At 48.6% G+C, this 21,631-nt stretch carries 15 protein-coding genes; 11 read left to right on the top strand and 4 right to left on the bottom strand.

Features of this window, described 5'->3' with window-relative positions; all coding sequences use genetic code 11:
• Positions 1-7: 7 nt before the first annotated feature.
• The 3 genes from BMZ56_RS15360 to BMZ56_RS26185 form a co-directional block, all read right to left on the bottom strand.
• The gene (locus BMZ56_RS15360; RefSeq protein WP_090628193.1) at positions 8-793 is read right to left on the bottom strand and encodes a response regulator transcription factor; all 786 of its coding nucleotides are present in this window, start codon (positions 791-793) and stop codon (positions 8-10) included.
• A 1-nt stretch (position 794) separates the two neighbouring features.
• A complete protein-coding gene (locus BMZ56_RS15355; RefSeq protein WP_143072936.1) occupies positions 795-3,956 on the bottom strand; it encodes a ligand-binding sensor domain-containing protein in 3,162 nt (1,053 codons plus the stop codon).
• Positions 3,957-4,054: 98 nt separating this feature from the next.
• On the bottom strand, positions 4,055-4,288 hold the full coding sequence (locus BMZ56_RS26185; RefSeq protein ID WP_369678704.1) for a putative toxin-antitoxin system toxin component, PIN family: 234 nt from the start codon (positions 4,286-4,288) through the stop codon (positions 4,055-4,057).
• 62 nt (positions 4,289-4,350) lie between these two features.
• On the opposite strand from BMZ56_RS26185, the gene BMZ56_RS15345 reads away from it, so the two are divergent.
• Genes BMZ56_RS15345 through BMZ56_RS15315 form a run of 7 tightly spaced genes read left to right on the top strand, consistent with a single transcriptional unit; the run spans position 4,351 to position 14,433 of the window.
• A complete protein-coding gene (locus BMZ56_RS15345) occupies positions 4,351-5,514 on the top strand; it encodes a glycoside hydrolase 5 family protein (protein ID WP_245893255.1) in 1,164 nt (387 codons plus the stop codon).
• A gap of 37 nt (positions 5,515-5,551) precedes the next feature.
• Positions 5,552-8,656, top strand: a complete 3,105-nt coding sequence (locus tag BMZ56_RS15340; RefSeq protein WP_090628187.1) for a SusC/RagA family TonB-linked outer membrane protein — start codon at positions 5,552-5,554, stop codon at positions 8,654-8,656.
• Positions 8,657-8,680: 24 nt separating this feature from the next.
• Positions 8,681-10,243: a RagB/SusD family nutrient uptake outer membrane protein gene (locus BMZ56_RS15335; RefSeq protein ID WP_245893254.1), complete on the top strand. Its 1,563-nt coding sequence runs from the start codon at positions 8,681-8,683 to the stop codon at positions 10,241-10,243.
• A gap of 4 nt (positions 10,244-10,247) precedes the next feature.
• Positions 10,248-11,318 (top strand): glycoside hydrolase family 43 protein, encoded by a 1,071-nt coding sequence (locus tag BMZ56_RS15330; protein ID WP_218146578.1) that lies wholly within the window; start codon positions 10,248-10,250, stop codon positions 11,316-11,318.
• A gap of 16 nt (positions 11,319-11,334) precedes the next feature.
• Complete coding sequence (locus tag BMZ56_RS15325; protein WP_090628183.1) at positions 11,335-12,312, top strand: glycoside hydrolase family 43 protein; 978 nt, start codon at positions 11,335-11,337, stop codon at positions 12,310-12,312.
• A 6-nt stretch (positions 12,313-12,318) separates the two neighbouring features.
• Positions 12,319-13,323: a glycoside hydrolase family 43 protein gene (locus BMZ56_RS15320; RefSeq protein WP_090628182.1), complete on the top strand. Its 1,005-nt coding sequence runs from the start codon at positions 12,319-12,321 to the stop codon at positions 13,321-13,323.
• A 24-nt stretch (positions 13,324-13,347) separates the two neighbouring features.
• Positions 13,348-14,433, top strand: coding sequence for a family 43 glycosylhydrolase (locus BMZ56_RS15315; protein ID WP_090628180.1), 1,086 nt, complete (start codon positions 13,348-13,350; stop codon positions 14,431-14,433).
• Here BMZ56_RS15315 and BMZ56_RS15310 read toward each other — a convergent pair.
• The gene (locus tag BMZ56_RS15310; protein ID WP_090628179.1) at positions 14,424-15,326 is read right to left on the bottom strand and encodes an AraC family transcriptional regulator; all 903 of its coding nucleotides are present in this window, start codon (positions 15,324-15,326) and stop codon (positions 14,424-14,426) included. The two genes, BMZ56_RS15315 and BMZ56_RS15310, sit on opposite strands and share 10 nt — an antisense overlap.
• Positions 15,327-15,455: 129 nt before the next feature.
• Between BMZ56_RS15310 and BMZ56_RS15305 the strand changes: the two genes are divergently transcribed.
• Genes BMZ56_RS15305 through BMZ56_RS15290 form a run of 4 tightly spaced genes read left to right on the top strand, consistent with a single transcriptional unit; the run spans position 15,456 to position 21,592 of the window.
• Positions 15,456-18,824 (top strand): PVC-type heme-binding CxxCH protein, encoded by a 3,369-nt coding sequence (locus tag BMZ56_RS15305; protein ID WP_090628177.1) that lies wholly within the window; start codon positions 15,456-15,458, stop codon positions 18,822-18,824.
• Positions 18,825-18,842: 18 nt separating this feature from the next.
• Positions 18,843-19,559: a ThuA domain-containing protein gene (locus BMZ56_RS15300; protein WP_090628175.1), complete on the top strand. Its 717-nt coding sequence runs from the start codon at positions 18,843-18,845 to the stop codon at positions 19,557-19,559.
• Positions 19,560-19,594: 35 nt separating this feature from the next.
• Positions 19,595-20,704, top strand: coding sequence for a Gfo/Idh/MocA family protein (locus BMZ56_RS15295; protein ID WP_090628174.1), 1,110 nt, complete (start codon positions 19,595-19,597; stop codon positions 20,702-20,704).
• An 18-nt stretch (positions 20,705-20,722) separates the two neighbouring features.
• A complete protein-coding gene (locus tag BMZ56_RS15290; RefSeq protein ID WP_090628172.1) occupies positions 20,723-21,592 on the top strand; it encodes a sugar phosphate isomerase/epimerase family protein in 870 nt (289 codons plus the stop codon).
• Positions 21,593-21,631 lie beyond the last annotated feature (39 nt).

Genomic DNA, 21,631 nt, shown 5'->3' with positions numbered 1-21,631 from the left:
CCCCTTTTTACTTTTTGCTTTTTATCACGTACTCGCTTGGTGACATGCCGAATTGTTTCTGGAAATTTCGCCCGAAATGGGTCTGTGAACTATACCCCACCAGGTCCGAAACCTCATAAATTTTATGCCCGCCCAAAGCGAGCAATTCAGCGGCTTTTTTCAGGCGGGCAACGTTGATCAGATCATTGGGCGTTAAGTCTGATATTGCTTTGATTTTGCGGTATAAGGTGGGGCGGCTCATGTTCATCTTATCTGCCAGGTGCTCCACGTCAAAGTTAGGCTCGGCCATGCATTCGTGGATGAGTTCGTTTAACCGCTCCAGGAAGTGTTCGTCCGCTTTGGAATGCGCCATGGTATTAATATGAGCCAGTGGCGAGCTCGCAAAATATTCACGGACTTTGTTACGATTTGACAGGAGGCTGTTGATCTGGGCATGCAAGTGCTCGGGCGAGAAGGGCTTTTCAATATACGCATCCGCACCCTGCTCAAGGCCCTGTATTTTTGATTGAAGTGTATTTTTAGCGGTCAGAAGGATCACGGGAATGTGGCTGTACTGGACATCGGACTTGATGCGGCTGCAAAGCTCATAGCCATCCATTCCGGGCATCATGACGTCGCTGACGACGAGGTGAACCGAATGGTCCGCTAATGCTTCTATCGCTTGATAGCCGTCTTCCGCGCGCAATACATCGTAATCGTCACTTAGGTCGTCCGCGATAAAATCCAGGATTTCCACGTGGTCATCCACCACCAATAGGGTCGGACGTTTCGTTTGTTGAGGGATCCATTCCATGTTACGTTTCTTTTGGAGGTTGCTTAAAGGGCAACGTCAGTATAAAAACATTCATATCGTCATCAGACGCTCCCAGCCGAAGGCTGCCATTATGCAATTGGGCTAATGAACGGGCTAGGGCAAGGCCCAATCCCGAACCTTGTTGACTGTCGGTTGCTTTGAGTCTGACGAAGGTTTCAAAAATCTTTTCCCTCATTTCGGGAGGAATCAGGTAACCATCGTTTTTGACGACGATCGTATATAGGTTGTCGGAAGGCATCGGCTCTGGCAGTGAAATGTGAATTCTACGTTTGGCATACTTAAGTCCGTTGATCAGCAGGTTACTGATGATCTGGGTGACGGCCTCCTTATCCACGAGGGCTACGCAGGAAATAGCAGGTAGGTCAAGGGTAAGTCGGATATTCTTTTGGCTGGCTACTAACTTGAAGTTGCGGCAGTTTTCCCGGAGCAGGTCGTTGATAGAAATGGGAGCAAAGTTCAATTGGTAACCCGTTACTTCGGTTTTTCTGAAATCGAGCAACTGGTCGGTCAGCACCAGCAGGCGCTCGGTATTTCGTTCCATGGTTTGCAGATGCCGCTTCACAGTTGGCAGCTCGTCGGCTTTTTTCATTACTTTCTCCAGCGGCGCCTTAATAAGCGTGAGCGGAGTCCGGATCTCATGGGTTACGTTGGTGAAAAAGTCGATCTTTGCCCGGTATAATTCTTCTTCCTTGCGATGTCTCAGCAGTTCTAGCTTTCGTCTGTTTTTCTCTTTGACCCGCAGGTGGTAACTTCTGATGACGTACCACGTGGCTGCAAGGGCAATCAACACATATACGAGATATGCCGGAAGGCTGGCCCAAAACGGGGGTAGGATGGTGATGTGAAGATTGGTTTCCCGGCCGTTAAAATCACCCCGGCTGTCCGCCGCATTTACCCGGAATACATAATCGCCGGGAGGCAGTTTGGTGAAATATGCCTTCCGGTTGGCCCGGATATGTGTCCATTCATTGTCCAGTCCTTCCATCTTATACGCGTATCCGGTCATGGCGGGCGATACAAAGCTCAAGGCCGCGAAATCTATACTGAAAGACGATTGATTATAGTTGAGTTCAATATCATCCGTAAACGTGATCGATTGATGAAGGGGTGAGTCCTTTTTATTGATTTCTAGTTCGTGGTTATATACTTGAAATCCCGTGATGTATACAGGAGGTTGGAAGGTGCTTTCACGGTAGTTGGCCGGATTGAATCTCACCAACCCTTTTACGCTGCCGAAATAGAGCGTGCCATCGGGAGCCCGGTATGCGGAATTGTAATTGAACTGGTCGCTCAGCAAGCCATTAGCCTGGGTAAATACCTTGATCTCCTCCGTCGTGAAATCGAAGCGAACCAGTCCTTTGGAGGTAGTTACCCAAAGCTTGTTGTCCGCATCTTCAAGAATCGCCAATATCAGGTTACTGGGTAATCCATGAATCGTGCCGTATCGCTTGAACGTACCGCCAGTTGTACTCAGACGGCATAAGCCGCCTTCGGTGGCTATCCAAAGAATCCCCCTGCTATCTTCAAATATCCGGTTTACGCGATTGCTGCCAATGCTATTTGGGTCGCGGGCATCGTGGATAAACATGCCCCGTTGGCCCGTTTCTGGGTTAGCATAATACAGTCCATCCCGCCACGTACCGGCCCATATGGTTCCCTGGCTATCTTCAAAAAGCGTGGTGTAAAAAATGTATTCTGGAAATCCATCAAGCAGACGGAAATTCTTTTCCGCTTTTACATATTCATACAGACCTTGCCCCGTTGCCAGCAATATCCGGCCGTTTCGGGTTTGATAGCAGTTGAATATAAAGTTATTACGTAATGCCCCATCTCGGTTTTCGGCATCGTAATGCCGGATAACCTTTCCGGTACGGATATCCAGTAAGTCCAGTCCATGTTCAAAGGTCCCGACCCAGAGCGTGTCGCCCGTGACCAGCAGCCCGTGAATGTTTGAATAGGCGAGGCTGTGCGGATTACCGGTAGGGTGGTAACTGGTAATTTCGCCCGTAGACGGGTTCATCTTATTCAGTCCGGCGTCTTCGGTTCCAATCCACAAACTTCCGGACGGACCCGCACAAATTTCCCTGACTGCATTGCCCGAAAGCGTATTTGTTGCGTCGCCCTGTGGAAAAAACTTTTCAAAAAATGTATTGGCAGTCGCATAGTGGTTGACACCGCCAAAGTAGGTGCCTGCCCAAATGCTATGCTCACGGTCCTTGCAAAGTGTATACACTGCATTGTCTGAAAGGGCCCAGGGATTGCCCCGTTGTTTCCGCAGGTTGCTCCATTGCCCGCTGTGGTACTGATAGATGAAAATGCCGGATTCGGTAGCTAGCCAGTATTCATCGTTTTCGTTTTCTAGAATATCTCGCACGAAGATATCCGTTCCGTATGCATCGTGCGTCAACAGATCTTGGTACGTGCCGGTGCCGGTATCAAATACCTTTACGCCCTGTTTGGAAGTACCCACAAGGAGAAACCCGTCGTTGCTGCAATACACTTCTTCAATCCATTGAGAAACTACGTGCGGTGAATGATCGAACAACGAATACCGACTTTTTATTCCTTGGGCGGGGTGGTAATGAATGAGGTCGCCATGCGCGGTACCCATCCAAACTTCACCGGCTTCCGTTACGCCAAGCGAACTGATGACGCGCAGTGAATCGTCGGTTATCCTTGTTAAACGATCCGTGGCTGTCGTATATCGATACAACGAGAGGTTATCGATAAACCAGATGTTGCCCTCCTGATCGCCCTCAATCCCCAGTATTTCATTGGTAATGGTGGGGTGAAACAGCGAGAACGTTTCAGACGTTGGATCGAAGATGTAAATTCCCTGATCGGTGCCCGCCCAGACACGCCCCATTTCGTCCACAAACAAAGCGCGGATGAAATTACTGCCCAAGCCGTTTGGGTTATCGGGGTCGCTGTGGAATACCTTGAAGGAATAGCCGTCAAAGCGGTTGAGGCCATCTTTGGTACCAAACCACATAAACCCCATTTGATCTTGTGCGCTGCACAGCACGGCATTGTTCGACAGTCCATTTTCCACCTGATAGTGGGTGAAATAGTAGGGCTGGCCGTAGGCATAACTTAAGGATACCAGCGTACACAGAAGGTATTTTAGCAAAATCAATCTCACATCAAAAGACCTTGTGGGGTATCGGTCAAAGATAGCGGTAAATTTGCAATATCCTCGCCACGCTACATTGCATACGATCTTTCGTTTGCTATTGATGCTTAAAATTGTGCTAGAAAATCAGCGGAAGTTAAAATTGGAATATTTCGGAAAGGATTTAAAACAAGTAAATCTTGATCGCCGGTAACGATACAAGATGCGTTGGCGGCTACTGCAAGTTCTAGATATTTATTATCCTTCGGGTCGCGGCAGACTTTAGTACTAAGCAGGGAAACAGTTAGGGTAAACAATTTAGTGAGACAAAATAAGGAAAAATTGAAACAAATTGGTATCACATCCAGCGCCTGTAATAACGTCCTTTGTAATTGAGGAGGGCAAGATGCCTAAATGATAACCAATGATGAGACCAATTACAATGGGATTTTTCAGAACATCTTTATTTTTTCTAGTAGTATCTGCCTGTTTATTTTCAGGCTGTAATAATCCAAAAGAACGCGTTGACAGCGATTCAAAACGCGGTATCTGGACGGCCGAAGAAGCCAACACGTGGTATGCCCGGCAGGGTTGGCTGGTGGGCCCTAACTATACACCTGCTACTGCAATTAATCAATTGGAAATGTGGCAGGAAGAGACCTTTGATCCCGAAACCATTGACAAGGAATTGGGTTGGGCTGAAGGGCTCGGAATGAACACGGCTAGGGTGTACCTGCATGATCTGGCTTACCAACAGGATTCAGCAAGATTTATCGATCGCATAGACCATTTCTTGCGATTGGCAGACAAACACGGTATCCGGCCATTGTTTGTTTTTTTTGATTCCTGCTGGGATCCATTTCCAGTATCTGGAAAGCAGCGTGCCCCCAAGCCACACGTACACAATTCGGGATGGGTGCAGAGTCCCGGGCAGCATGCATTAAAAGATTCTGCGCAGTATCCCCGTTTGGAACGCTATGTGAAAGGCATTGTTTCACATTTCGCCAATGACGAACGGATTTTGGGCTGGGACGTGTGGAACGAGCCGGATAACATGACAGGCCCCTCATACGAAGCCGTGGAAATCAAGGATAAGGTGTCGTATGTATTGCCCCTGTTGGAGCAAGTATTCGAATGGGCGCGGTCGGCAGATCCGTCACAGCCGTTGACCTCGGGTGTCTGGGCCGGCGACTGGTCGTCAGACAGTACGTTGAAACCGATCGAGCGGCTGCAGATTGAGCAATCGGATGTGATCAGTTTCCACAACTACGATACGCCCGAGGATTTCGAAAAGCGTATTCAGCAACTCCAACGCTATGGCAAGCCGCTTTTATGCACAGAGTACATGGCGCGGCCGAACGGTAGCACATTCGCCGGATTTCTGCCTATAGCCAAGAAATACAACGTAGCCATGATTAACTGGGGATTTGTAGACGGCAAGACGCAGACCATCTACCCGTGGGATAGCTGGACGAAAACGTACACTGCTGAGCCGCCGTTGTGGTTCCACGATATTTTCAGGAGAGACGGTACTCCGTACAAGCAGGAAGAGGTCCAGTTGATTAAACAACTTCTAACAAATAGGTAGTTGCTGAACGCATAGTTAACCAATTAATAGTTATGATATGAATACACACGTAACAAACATGACTTATGTGCTGAAGCATTTCAAGGCGATGGCTTTTCTGATCGCTTGTTTCGGTACATCAACAAGCGCCTACGGGGTAAACTCGCGGGCATCCATGGCGCATGGGGCGGCCGTCATTGTCGCGTCTCAGCAGTCAGCCGTGACCGGACGTGTTGCCGACGTCGATGGGAACCCGTTGGAAGACATCACGGTGAAGGTGAAAGACAGTGACGTGGCGACTTCAACAGCGGACGATGGTCGTTTTTCCATCTCGATACCCGCCAGCAATGCGGTGCTGGTTTTCTCCCTGGTGGGGTATGAATCGCAGGAGATTACGGCCACTGCAGGGCAACAGTTGAATGTCACCATGCAGGCCAGTTTGGAAGAACTGGAGGAGGTGGTTGTCATTGGCTATGGCAGCGTAAAGAAAAAGGACTTGACCGGAGCGGTATCTGTTATTGATACGCGGGAGATGGCCAAGGTGGGGGCAAGCACGATCGGGCAGTCCATTCAAGGACTCGCTACAGGCGTGAATATACGGAATACCGGTAATGCGGGGAGTGATGCGACGATCGAGATTCGGGGGATTGGAACGCTCCAGAATAACGATCCTTTGTGGGTCATCGATGGCATGATTACATCGGGCGGTGCTGATTTCAATCCCAATGACGTGGAATCTATCCAGATACTGAAAGATGCCTCGGCGGCGGCGATCTACGGATCTCGGGCTGCGAACGGCGTGATTATCGTGACTACAAAAAAGGGGAAGGAAGGCCCTGCCATAGTTGATTTTTCCGTGCGCGAATCGTTTGATTGGTCGCCTAAATATGACTTGATGAACGCTGAGGAATTCAAGAAGTATAATGACATGGCCTATCGTGAGGGGATAAAAGATGGCACCTGGAGTGGGACGCTGCAGGATCACCGCAACTTTGATACCGATTGGCAAAAGGAAACCATGAAGACAGCGCTCGTGCAGGATTACAACGTTTCATTGTCGGGTGGCGGAAAGGCGGGGAACTACTTCGTTTCCGGCGGTTATTATAACAACGAGGGAATGATGTATGGCAACTCGTTTGACCGTTACACCTTCCGTGTAAATACAGCGGGTACGAAGGGAAGGTTCTCGTTCGGTCAGACGTTCAATTTTGCTCAGACTGACCGCGATCCGCTGCAGACGAGCTCATATATAGACATTGTCCGGATGGTGCCGACGATCCCTGTCTATGATCCCGATAATCTGGGCGGGTTTGGCTATGGCAGCGAAGCCAATGCACGGACTTTCGGTACCAATCCAATCGCCCGGGAAGAGCTGGAAGATACCAATACGAAGATTTATCGGTTGCGGGGTACATTTTGGGGGGAAGTACGGATTACCGATTACCTCAAGTACAAACTCAATGCCGGCATAGATTACACGTTCGATGAATACCGGTATTTTCGAAAAGAAGGTAACTGGACAATGAATCAAGAGTACCGCGATCCTACCGGACAGAAAAACCGGATAAAGCGGACCACAGAGCTTATTGAACACACACTCGATTTCAATGAGGATTTTGGCAAACATCATGTTGATGCTGTAGCGGGACTAACCTATCAGCATTATTATTTTGAAGATGTTGGTGCTCAACGGCTGAAGTTTCCATTTTTGGGCGGGGAATATTTCACGGTGCTCAACGCGGGCCAAAGCAATCAAACCAACTGGAACAGCATTGGCGAGTCTGTCTTACTCTCTTATTTGGGACGTGCAAATTATAACTTCGACGATAGGTACTATGCCACGTTCACATTCAGACGGGATGGTTCGTCCAAGCTAAGCCCCACAAATCGATGGGATAATTTCTATTCGGTATCCGGCGCCTGGCGGATCAGCGGCGAGCGGTTTTTCAACGTCCCGTGGATCAATGACCTGAAACTACGGGCCAACTACGGCCAATTGGGTAATGCCGCCATCGATGGCGACTGGAATTACCTGGGAACCATCAATCCCAATATTATTACTATTTTCGGCGATAATCAACAGATCGTGAATGGTGCCACCCAAGTGAAGATTGTCAACGAAAACCTGCGGTGGGAAAAGAATGAGCAGACCAATATCGGAATAGACGCCACCGTATTGTCGAATCGCTTGGCATTAGTGGCCGAATACTACAATTCGAAGACCGTTGATATCCTGACCGGTATGCAGATTTCGATGACCACTGGTAATCAAGGCGGTGCTCCGTTGGCTAATGCGGCAAGTCTCCGGAATACGGGTGTGGAGCTTTCGGCTACCTGGCGGGATAAAGTTGGGAATGTTAGCTACACCGTAGGTGCAAACTTTACGACACAGAAGAATACCATTCTTGAACTGGGCTATGGCAACGAAGTGTTTTATACCGGCCAGACGCGCAGCGAAATCGGCCGCTCGCTGGGTGAATACTACTTACTCAAAACCGATGGACTTTTTCGTTCACAAGCCGATATCGATGCATATGTAAACACCCAGGGAGTTCCGATCACCATTGAAGGCAAAAGGCCGCAATTGGGCGATCTGAAGTACATTGATACCGACGATAACGGACAGATTACGACCAACGACAGACAGATCGTGGGCGATCCGTGGGCCGATGCCTTGGTATCGGTAAACGCCGGCGTGAATTGGAAGAACTTCGACTTTTCCATGTTTTGGAATGGCCAGTTTGGCAACGATGTGCTTAACGGCGGTATACGGCAGGGGCGCTTTTTTTCCGACAATTCAAACTATATCCGCTTCGAAAAGGGACATGAACCTTATCAGGAAAATCCAAACAGCGATTTCCCGCGTATTATCTACGGCGATGTGCGCAATACCAGGGGAGATAGCGACCTATGGCTGGAAGACGGTTCTTACCTGCGGTTACGCAATGTTCAATTGGGCTACACATTTGACAAGGCAACATTGGCTCGCCTGAACCTCGGTGGCCTGCGGATATTCATAAGCGGAAACAACTTGCTGACACTGACCAAGTACAAAGGGCTAGACCCGGATTTTATCAACACCAGCGTGTGGGACCGGGGTACCGACAACATGGCATTCCCCAACCCGCGGACGGTGATGGCAGGCCTGCAGTTAAGTTTCTAGTGACTAACCTGTTTTAAATTGACGATGATGAAAAGAATTAATATCATACTATGTGGGCTACTCGCTGCCTTGATTTATACAAGTTGTAGCCACGATTTACTGAATATCGAAAATCCCAATGAACCCACGACGGGTACGTTCTGGAAAACAGAAGACGATGCACAGAAAGGGTTGAATGCCGCATATAGCCGGTTTTATAAGGAAGGTACGTGGATGCGCTGGCTATCGTTCAGGTATGATCTGACATCTGACGAAGGTTGGAGCACCAGTCCGTGGAATGAACTGGCCGATTGGACGCGGTTCAACTACGTGAATTATAATTTCTGGGAAGGAAATAATGTGCATTGGGAAGATTTTTACGTGAGTATATACCGCGCCAACCAAGTGCTTACGTATGTCCCGGAAATTCCGTTTGAAAACTCCACCGACAAAGATCGCGTAATCGGACAAGCAGAATTTCTGCGAGCGCTATGGTATTTCCAAATCGCAACACTTTGGGAAAAGGGTGCGTTGGTATTGGAACCCAAGGACGGGAGTTATAAACCCGAAGAAGTGCCAGCAGCCGAACTTTGGGCACAGGTGGAAGCAGATTTAACCAGTGCTGCTGCCAAGTTGCCCGATGCATGGGATGCAGAGAACAGGGGCCGGGCAACGGCGGGTGCGGCCAAAGCGTTACTGGCTAAAGCGTACATGCAACAACATAAATTTGCAGAAGCCAAGTCGGAATTGCAATGGCTAATAGACCGTGAGAACTCGCTGTATGGGCTAATGGATGACTACATGGACAACTTTACCCATTACAATGAAAATAACAAAGAAAGCGTATTCGAGATCCAGTTTAACGACGAAAATAAGGGCGGTACAGGCAACGATGCCTCAATGGCTACCGGCTTCCAGCGCACCCAGTTTTATGCGCCCGGTGGAATCGGTTGGCAGGATGGTAAAGCACGCGCTTGGCTGGTCGGCGAATATAAACGCGAAAAGAACCTCGATGGCGATAACGACATCCGCTTATACCATAACCTGTATTACAAAAGCAGTCCGGCGGATTTCCCCGACGAAAACCCGTTGATTTACGGCAGGCAGTGGGATGATGGCGCTTGGGGCGATCACCTATTCATCCGGAAATATTCGACTGGGTACTATCGTGATCGGGAAGATTACTTTGCACCCAACAATTACCGGCTTATCCGATATGCAGATGTGTTATTGATGTATGCGGAATGTATCGTGGAAACAGGTGGTTCGCCGGAAGAGGCGGCCGTGTATGTCGACAAAGTTCGTCGTCGCCCGTCTACCAACCTGCCAACGTTACAGAACAGCGTGTTTGCAAGTGCGTTAAACTCAAAGGAAGCGTTTTTGAAACGGCTGCAGATGGAACGAGCATTAGAGTTGTGTTTTGAAGGGTGGCGTTGGGCGGATTTGAAGCGTTGGGGATTGCTGGATACGCAAACAGGGATTGACGAGTTGAAATCAAGGGATGCCGATTTCAATAACTTCATCGTCGATAAGCATAAACGGTTACCTATTCCGCAGATTGAAGTAGATAACAGTGATGGCAAGTTGACACAGAATCCGAATTATTAAGGTAATGCATAGATTTAACGGAATTATCATAAAGACTATTTTGGTTTTGGCATCGGTTGTAACGGCCTCCGTGAAAAGCATGGGGCAACAACCGAATCCACCGGGTCAGGTTCACCGTGTAGAAGACGCGGTGAACCAAGCTTATCTATTTGCTCACATGACCCATCAGGATTATGGCCGGTTATATTATTCGGTCAGTGTGGATGGCCTGCACTGGTATGCCTTAAATGAAAAAAAAAGAGTGTTCGATGACTATCGTGGTCATCCCGACATCTGTAAAGGCCATGACGGCCGGTACTACCTGGTTGGGAATACGAACGATGCTTCGCCAGCTATTGATATCTGGGTTTCTCAGGATCTCATAAAATGGGAAAAACACCATACGTATACACCTGATCTGCGAAGCACTCCTGACTATGCACATGCATTGCAACGAATAGGTGCTCCGAAGCTTTATTTTGATGCGTCCACCCAACAGTATATCCTTACATGGCATACCCCGCACAAGGAAGGGACCAAAGAAGACCCCGAACGGTATTGGGCAAGCCAGCGAACACTTTATGTGTTGTCAAAAGATCTAAAAACATTTTCAGATCATCCTGTTAAATTATTTGATTGGGATATGGGTACGATCGATGTATTCATCCGGAAAATAGGGGGGCATTATTATGCCGTCATTAAGGACGAAACGTATCCGACGTTGTATTGGCCTACTGGGAAAACGATTCGCATTTCACGATCGCCTTCGCTCATAGGTCCTTATTCTGAGCCGTCACCGCCGGTCAGTCCTAATTTCAGGGAAGCGCCCATGTTGATTCCCTCACCCGATAATCAAATTTGGTATCTATATTATGAACAATATCCCGGTGTTTCCTATGGGTTATCCATTGCCGATCATTTGAATGGTCCTTGGTACCAAGCGTCGGGATATACGTTCCACGCAGATTGGGATAAATACAGCTTGCCGGAGTCCGTGCGTCATGGTTGTATGATTACGATTTCAAAAGAAGAATACGATACCTTAGTAAGCCGGTTTGGAATCGTAAACGACGAATTAAGTACCTTACCAAAGTAAGCCCATCACAATAGCTATGAAATATTTTCTTTTTGTTATCCTAAGTATTGCTTTCAGTATATTGGCCTGCTCTTCCAGCGATTCGGGAGTGCAGCCTGAATCGCCGGAAAAGCCAGGCTTTGTGGAGACCTACGTCTTTTTGGGCGATCCATTCATTCTCCTGCACGAAGGTACCTATTATGCATACGGCACTTCTGAGGAAGATGGTATCGGCGTATTTGTCTCGCAAGATCTGTTGTCATGGGAGCGGGTGCCCGGCAATCGATTGGCTTTAAGTAAGCAGAATTCATGGGGTGATCGTTGGTTTTGGGCACCTGAGGTATACGTTGTGGATGGTACATTCTATATGTATTATTCAGCAGATGAACACATTTGTGTCGCAACGAGTGATCATCCGTTAGGTCCCTTTAAACAGATTCAGAAAAAACCAATGATCGAAGGAGAAAAATGCATTGATAACTCACTGTTTATCGATCGAGATGGGAAACCCTACTTGTTTTTCGACCGATTCAATGACGGGTTGAATATATGGGTTGCTGAATTGGAGGACGACTTGATGACCGTACGGATGGAAACCATGAAGAAGTGTATCCACGTTTCTCAAGAGTGGGAAGAGGTATGGCCACGGGTAAACGAAGGACCCTATGTGATGCGACATAACGATAAATACTATATGACGTATTCGGCCAATAGCTATGAAAGTCCATTTTACGGGATAGGTTATGCAACGGCCGACCAAGTAACCGGTCCTTGGACCAAGCATGTCGGTAATCCGATCCTGCAAAAACCGGGCGAATTGGTAGGTGTAGGCCATAGTGCAATGTTTACGGACAAAGAAGGGAAATTACGTATTGTCTTTCATTCGCACCGCAGTACTTCGTCGATTCATCCCCGATACATGAACATTAGTTCCGTGTCATTCGAAGAGCTAGATGGTGAACAGGTTATGGTCATCGACGAGAATTATATCACACCGAAATTAATCGTTAACTAATCAAAAATGAAAATCTGCCTTTCTTATGCTGTTATCTTAATCACGATACTGTTAATCTCGTCCGTGCAATTAGCCGCGCAGGAAAAGCAGGAGCTGTTTTTTGCAGATCCGACGATCTATATCGAAAACGGTCAATATTACCTGACCGGAACAGGAGGAACTGGAAAAGAGGCGTCCGGTTTTTCGATTTTGGTATCGAGCGATCTGAAAACCTGGACTCCGCCCGCGGGAGCAGAAGATCCGGTATATAAGATCCTCACCGAAGGCGATCGCGCCTTCGGTACCCGGGGCTTCTGGGCACCGCAACTGTTCAAGGCAGAGAGCACCTATTATTTGACATATACGGCCGATGAGCAAACGGTATTGGCGCAATCAACAGCTATATTGGGGCCCTATACTCAAAAGGAAATCGCACCGATTGACGGCACTGAGAAAAACATTGACTCCTACATTTTCAAAGATGATGATGGTACCTATTATCTATATCACGTTCGATTCGGTGGAGGTAATTACCTATGGGTGGCTGAATTTGATTTGGAAAAAGGCAAGATCAAGCCCGAAACATTACGCAAATGCTTTGACCAAACGGAACCTTGGGAAGCCACGCCTGCTTATGAGTCGGCACCGATCATGGAAGGCCCCACTGTTATCAAATTAGCCAATAAATATTACCTGTTTTATTCGGCCAACCACTTTCGCAATATCGATTACGCGGTTGGCTACGCAGTAGCCGATTCTCCATACGGGCCTTGGGTCAAGCAAAAAGACAGCCCGATCCTTCATCGTTCTATTGTGGGTGAAAACGGTTCTGGGCATGGAGATTTGTTTGAAGGGTTAGACGGTCACTTGTATTATGTATACCACGTTCACTTTGATCAGCAGCAAGTAGGTCCACGGAGGACACGGATCGTTCCCATAACTAAGCAGTGGGATGCGGAAGCAGGCCTTTACAAATTTCGAGTGAAAGGCAACGAGGTCATTAAACCTGTAAGGCAACTAGTTGCAGATTGACAGTAGAATTTAAAATCGTTGAGGATGATACTAACTATAATCGGAAATCCAATTTTCGCAGTTTTTTTCGCATTGATAGGCTGTGTTAAATCGCCGGACAACCCACATCCAGATGAGCAGCAACCGCCAGCCGATGCGCAAAGCACCTATGTGAATCCTGTTTTCGAGCCGATCCTTGCCGATCCGACAGTCATCCGCGATCCACAATCGGGCTATTTTTATGCATACGGCACACAGGACAACTGGGGTGACGGACAGGGTAGCCGACTGATGCCGATTTTGCAGTCAACCAATCTGGTAGATTGGAAGGTGGTAGGACAAGCGTTTTCCAGCAAGCCCACGTGGAAGGATAATGGGGGGCTTTGGGCACCTGATGTGAACGTGATAAATGGAAGGTATTACCTCTATTATGCGTACTCCACTTGGGGCGATCCCAATCCGGGTATCGGCGTGGCGGTGGCGGAGAAACCTACAGGGCCATTTATTGATCACGGTAAACTGTTTACGAGCGAAGAAGTGGATGTTCCCAATTCGATCGATCCGTTTTATTTTGAAGAAGCAGGTGAAAAATACATCTTTTGGGGTAGTTTCAGTAATGCTCCCACGCAAGGCACCTATGGTGTACCCCTGTCAGATGACGGCCTGTCTGTACCGGATTTGAGCCGGAAATTCAAAATCGCGGCTGGCGATTTTGAGGCTGTAATGATCCATAGACGAGATGAATATTATTATTTCTTTGGCTCGAAGGGGAGCTGCTGTGAGGGTGCTAACAGCCGATACCACGTGCTGGTGGCGCGGGCTGAAAACTTGAAAGGACCTTACTTGGACCAAAATGGCGACGATATTTCGGAACGGGGTAAGGGAACGCTGTTACTCAAAGGCAACGATAAGTTCGTAGGGCCCGGACACAATGCGCGACTGATTGCCGACGACGAGGGAACGGACTGGTTCATCTATCACGGCATAGACAAAATGCGTGGTAAGGCCCCGAGCGGCGCCAGCCGGCGAATGTTGATGCTTGACAGGATTACGTGGCAGGACGGCTGGCCGGCGATTTCGGGGGGTACGCCAAGTACAAAGGTGCAGGGTGCGCCGGTGTTTCAAGAATAGTGGTGATAAGATTCCACCGCCATTTTCTGGTATTCGTTGCGATATTGGTGCGGTTGTTTTCCGATAACCATCTTAAACTGTTTATTGAAATTGGTCAGTGATTGGAAGCCACATTCGTAACCAATGCGATTGATGTTCATTTTATCTTCTTTCAGGAGTTTACAGGCATATTCAATGCGTATTTCTTTCAGGAAATCTGAAAACGATTGGTTGACACGTGATTTGAAGTACCTGCTGAAAGACGTACAGGTCATGCTGGCGATGGAGGCTACTTCTTCCAATTGGATTTTGCGGTGAAAGTTGTTCATGATAAACTCGTATACCTTATTCATGCGGTCAGTTTCGGCTTCCGTATTATAGGATTTGGAATGCGTATCCGTAATCAGGTGGCATTCGTTTGAAAGCGCGATGGTATTCAGTATTTTCAATAGCTGGATGATGCTGTCGATGCCGTTCAGTTCCAGTAATTCCACCATCAGTTCGCCTACCTGTTTCTGCGTATTACCGGTAATCTCGATACCGCACTGCGAACGTTGAAACAAGTGCCGGATGCTTTCAAGTTCTTCTCGCTCATGGACAGTTTCACCCAAGAAGTAGTCATGGAAATAAATGACTACTACTGTTGTGCTTAGCTGGCTGTCTTTTTCAAAATAAGCGTTGTGGCTGCGCCAAACATGAGGAAGGTTCGGACCGATCAGGACTAAGTCGTTTGCCTTGAAGGGTTTTATGCTGTCGCCCACGAAACGGTTTCCTTCGCCTTCCATGACATAGGAAATCTGGAATTCGGGATGCAAATGGAAGGTCGGATCGAAGTAGGGCTCAATTTGTTTCCGTATGACAAAAGAACGGTTTTCAGGGATGAGCGCTTTGGGTATTACATGGCCTTTCTTCATAATTTATCTTTATATGATTGCAAATGTAATATATAATGATATAATTTGACTATAAAGTGATAATATAGCACGGTTTTTCGAACACTTTCCAACCTACCTTTGTAATGAACAATTGTAAAATTCTATATTATGAGCCGATTATCCTGCGTCATCATTAGCATCTGTTGCCTGTCGCTTGTCCGTTGTGCAAGCGACTTTCCCAGAAGGGCGGAAGTTCTTTTTTGGGGAAATACCGATGCATCGGCTGAATCGGCAAAATACGCATCATGGTTGGCTATTGAACTCTTTAAAAACGGGATTAACCTTACGTATACGTCTGATCGGGACGATTTAAACGAAGATGACCTGGCACAATACGACGGCGTTATCCTGTTTTCCAGGTTAGATTCACTTTCTACCGATCAAGCGGACGCCGTGGAGAATTTTGTAGATGACGGAAACGGATTGATTGTTCTTGGAGCGGATGCAGCAAATGCCCCAGCATGGTATGTAGAAGCCATCAATGAACCGCCAACGGCCAATGGCGTATCGGGGGTCGAAACAGCAGACTCGGCACTGCGAGTAGTGAAAGGGAGTGGCCGCATTTTCCATGCCACGTATGGCAGTGATGAGTCGACGTGGAAGCGTCTGGATTTTCTGAGGCTAGTCAGCGAAGGCGTGCAATGGGCGATCGGCGATAAAGTGATGGGACTAGTGGCACAACTGGACATCCCGAACGTCAGTATCTACGAAGATACCATCGCTGACTTCACGGCACGTCATTTCGTGCCCAAGATGCAGGATCCGCTATCTCCTGAAGAATCGATGAAACTCATGCAGGTTCCCATCGGTTTCGAATTGAAGCTGTTTGCATCGGAGCCTGATATCGTTAATCCCATTGCCATGAATTGGGATGAAAAAGGACGACTTTGGGTAATCGAAACGATTGATTATCCAAATAATTTTGTGGAGATCGAAGGTGCGGCAAATGACCGGATCAAAATCTGTGAAGATACAGATGGTGACGGCGTAGCGGATAAGTTTACGGTATTTGCAGATAGTTTGAACATCGCCACGAGCCTTACGTTTGCCAACGACGGCATCATTGTAGCCATGGCACCCAATTTTCTTTTCCTGAAAGATACCGATGGTGACGATGTTGCCGATCAGTGGGATACGTTGATAACCGGATGGGGCAAGGGCGATACACATTCCGGTCCGTCGAACCTGCAATACGGGTTTGATAATAAAATTTGGGGAGTTGTGGGATATTCGGGTTTCAATGGTCGCATTGAGGGTCAACGGATGGCTTTCGGCCAAGGTGTATATCATTTTAAGCCTGACGGAACGGATTTTGAATTCCTGGCGACAACCAGCAATAACACGTGGGGGCTTGGCATGAGTGAAGATAACAATGTCTTTATCTCTACAGCAAACAATACGCACAGTGGGTATTATTCGATGCCAGAACAGTTGTTTGCCCGTAAGCTAATCGAGCGTGAACGTCAATCGCAGCTCAGCGCTATCCAGAAAATAGACGGGCACTACGATGTTCATGCCATGCAACCCAATCTCCGGCAGGTGGATGTCGTTGGTGGATTTACGGCTGCTGCGGGCCACCAATTGTACACGGCAAGGGAGTATCCGCAAGAATATTGGAACAAGGTAGCCTTTGTCACCGAACCCACCGTACGCTTGGTACACAAGGCGATCATCGAACCCGATGGCGCGGGCTTCAAGGAGCGCGATGGGTGGAACTTGGTGGCCAGTTCGGATGAATGGTACGGACCCATCCATGCGGAAGTCGGTCCCGATGGCGCCGTTTGGGTACTCGACTGGTATAACTTCATTATCCAGCACAATGTGTTCGTGCCGGCGCAGGCTCCGTCTGATAAGGTGTTGCCCTTCATTGAGCAACCGCACGGCCCCGGCAATGCTTTTGATAGCGACCTGCGTGACAAGAAACACGGACGGGTGTATCGATTGATCTATAAAGATGCGAAACACAAAACACCCCACAAGCTGTCGAAGGATGATGCGAACGGCCTCCTGAAGGCGCTGAAGAGCAATAATAAATTTTGGCGGATGCATGCCCAACGCCTCTTGGTAGAGCGGCAGCAGGAGGATGTGGTAGCGGATCTGATCGATATCGCACTCGACCAGAAAAAGGATAAGATCGGACTGAATGCCCCCGCTATCCATGCCCTTTGGACATTGCAGGGACTCAATGTCATTGGATCAAACCAAAAGGCATTTGACGCTGTGGTAAAATCGTTGCATCATCCCACCGCCGGTGTACGTAAGGCAGCGGTGCAGGTATTGCCGGTAACTAATCAAGCCCGAGACGCAATATTAGGCAGCGGTATCCTGGCAGATACCGGCCTGAACGCGCGGTTGGCAGCGTTCGTGAAGCTAGCCGAATATCCGGTGTCGACGGAAATTGCTGAAGCCTTGCTGAAGGCGACCGACGACTCGGTCAACGAACAGGACCCATGGTTGTCGCAAGCGTTGTTTGGGGCCATCACGCGCCATGAAGATGAATTCTTCAATGTGACAGGGGCACAGTCCGCAGGCAATTTTGCCAAGCGTATCCTCGAATCGCTAGCCGACGAACAGTATGTACTCGGTCGCCGAAGCCGCTTCCAGTTTTCGCCCGACGTATCGAATAAAGAAATCCATATCCAAACCGAGGTGAGGAGGCGAGACAATGAGCCATATAACGGTTTGATCGTAGGCCAGGGCGATAAAGACGCGGGTTATGCACTGTTCATGAAAAATAACCGGCTTTTTTTTGAAGTGTACCAGCACGGCCAGACTTCGACGGTTGCCTCGCGGGGAAATGCACCCAACAGTTTCGTGGTTGATGCAAAGGTGACGGCCGATGCGGCAATCGAATTATCGATAAATGGGGCCAGCCAGGGCAAAGCGAAGATCATGCATCTCTTCGCTGAACCCCTGACGTTGCATCTCCGATCAAGTGAAGATTTCGACGATGAATCTGCATTTACAGATTATGGCGGACCGTCGAGATTTACCGGTGGCTTCGATAATATCACCGTAAGACTGAGCAAGGCAAACCGTTTGCCGTCGCATGCCAGTCACATGCAGACGGGAGCCGATGATTCTGCAAGCAGTACGCCGTCGGCGCGCATTGAGCTGAAAGCGGTAAAAGACATCATGCAATACGATAAAAAGTTGGTCACCGTGCCGGCAGGCAAACGAATCACGCTGGTATTTGAAAACCCGGACGGCATGCAGCATAATCTGCTGATTGCACAGCCGGGAACGCTGGAAATCGTAGGCAAGGCAGCAGATGATATGCTCCGGTCGTCGGAGGCCTATGAAAAGCAATACATCCCATCGATTCCCGAAGTATTGCACCATACGCCACTGGTGAATCCGGGAGAGAGCTTTACACTGGAATTTACGGCACCGACCCAGCCCGGCGATTATCCTTACCTATGCACGTTCCCGGGACACTGGCGGGGGATGAATGGTATTATGCGAGTGGTAAAATGAAAACAATGAACTAACTATATGATGATGAATAACACGATGAAGCTATTAACAGGGATTGCCCTGATGTTGATGACCACCGGAATTGCCTTGGCCCAGACCAAGCCCCTTCGTATCCTGATGGTGGGCGGTGGCGGATCCCATGATTTTGCCCGTTGGTACGGACAAGAAGATAAAAAAACGATTGAATCAACCGGTGCATACAGTGTGACGTATACGGAGCAGACCGATTCCATACCGGTCTATCTAAAACAAACGGATCTTTTGATTCTAACCAACAATCAACCGATCAATGCCGAGGGGCAAGCAGCGATTACCAAATTTATCGAGAAAGGACAGGGACTGCTGCTGTTGCATGCCGCCGTATGGTATAATTGGGAAGATTGGCCGGCTTACAACCTAAATTATGTGGGAGGTGGCAGCAAGAGCCACGAAAAGCTTCAGGAAATAAAAAACTTTGTGGTTAATTCCGGACATCCAATCACGCAAGGGGTTTCCGACAAATTTGAGTTTGTCGATGAGCTGTATCGGTTCGTGCCCGACCCCGCTGCGAAAGGAATTGAGGTATTGGTCATCGGTCAATCCAAAGAAACCGACGCCGTTTATCCCGGAGTATTTACCGTGAAGCACCGGAAGGCAAAAATTGCCGGGATTACTACAGGTCATGATGAGCGAAGCCATCACCACGAGGCATATAAAAAATTGTTAATCAACGCGATTAACTGGATTTCGAACTAACTGGGAACTATAATTAGCTAAATAAGAATCAGAACATGTCAAAAATTACAGTCGTCATCGTCGGTATGGGATTCGGGAAAGAATTCATTCCCATCTATCAGAAGCACCCGAACATCAAAGCTGTCGGCATTTGTACACGCAACGAAAACACGCTCAATGAATTGAAGGATAAATTCAATCTGGATGAGGATCTTGTTTTTACGGACTTTGAAGAAGTGGTAAAACGGGACGATGTGGATGCCATCCATATCGTCACACCTGTACCGGAACATGCCCGGATGACCCTGGCCTCGCTAAATGCGAATAAACACACGGCTTGTACCATCCCCATGGCCATGACGGTGGAAGACTGCCAGGCAATTGTGGAAGCCAAGCGCCGGGCCGGCAAGGTGTACATGATGATGGAGACGGCGCTGTATACCCGGGAGTTCCTCTACGGGCTGAAGCTGGCGGAAAGTGGGCAGCTGGGAAAAATCCAGTTCGTGCGCGGCTCACATATTCAGGATATGAGCATGGAAGGGTGGGCCGAGTATTGGAAAGGATACCCGCCAATGCTGAACGGTACCCATGCGATATCGCCGTTGCTGCGCATTAATAATACGATTGCTGAGTCGGTTGTTTGCCATGGTTCCGGCAGGCTGTCGGACGATTTGGCCAGCCGTTACAATGCACCCTATGCGGTAGAGACCGCAACATTCAAATTGAAGGATTCGGATGTGGTAGCCGAGGCAACCCGTTCGCTGTTTGATGTGGTGCGCCAGTACCGTGAAAGTTATGATGTATACGGCACCAAGATGTCTTTTGAGTGGGAGCAACTGCAGGATGAAGAACATGTCATCTTTGACGGTGGTGAAAATGCACAACGGATGGATGTACCGGATACCGATGAGCTGTTGATACCGGAAATCGCCGACTTTACAAAGCGTGAGAAAATAGACGATCCGAATCACGTGTCTTTCCTGCAAGGGGCAGGGCATGGTGGCTCGCACCCACACCTGGTGCAGGAATTTGTGGCGGCCATCGTGGAAGGAAGGGATTCAGCCGTGGACGCGGCGCTCGCGGCTAATTACACCTGCGCGGGTATTTGTGCACATGAGTCGGCCATGAACGGCGGCATCCGGATTGAAATTCCAAGTTTTGAATAAGTAAGTGAACGAACAACAATGGATATAGGAATAAGCACGTTTGTTTGGGTTTCGCCGTTTTCCTCGGCATCTTTTGATATCCTGCAAAAAGCCAAAGACATTGGCTACGATGTTATTGAGATTGCCGTGGAAGACCGGGAATTGATCGACTGGGAGGCTTTGCTGAAGACCTGCCGCAACCTGGGCCTGAAAGTAACCGTGAGCGGTGCATTCGGGATGGACCGGGATATTTCCAGCGAACGGCCTGAAATCCGGGCGAATGGGCTTTCCTATATCATCGATTGCCTTGAAATAGCGAATGAACTGGAAAGTCCGGTTTTCGGTGGGCCGCTGTACGCTGCGGTGGGCAAGACCCGGCTGGTTTCCGAAGCGCAGAAACGCCAAGAGCGGGAATGGTGTCTGGAAAATCTTCACCTGGCGGTGCGGCGTGCGGAAGTGTTGGGGGTCACTTTGGCGTTGGAACCGCTAAATCGTTTTGAAACTGACATGATCAATACGATCGACCAGGCGATTGCTTTGGTCGATGAGGTTAAGAATGACCGGTTGAAGATTCTGTTGGATACGTTTCACAGCAATATCGAAGAGAAAGATATTCCAGCGAGCATTCTCAAACTGGGCGACCGGCTGGTGCATATCCAGGCCAACGAAAATGATCGGGGCACACCCGGCACCGGCCACCTCGATTGGCTGGGAATCCGAGATGCCTTACAGACGATCGGCTATCAGGGAAGTCTGGTGATTGAAACATTCGGCGCCCCATCCAAAGAATTGGCTCGGGCAGCCAGTATCTGGAGACCTCTGGCGGCCAGCGCCGACGAACTGGCTGGTGAAGGCTTTGAATTTTTGAAGAAAACGTTTTGCGGGCGGGCAGCGCCCCTTTCTGGATGAGGCAGATCTAGTAAGTACACAAACCAATTAAACAAACTA

This window comes from Parapedobacter indicus (genome assembly GCF_900113765.1).
GTDB classification, from domain to species: Bacteria; Bacteroidota; Bacteroidia; order Sphingobacteriales; family Sphingobacteriaceae; genus Parapedobacter; species Parapedobacter indicus.
Note: the sequence above shows the minus strand (reverse complement) of the source record. Positions and strands in the feature narration are given on the sequence as shown.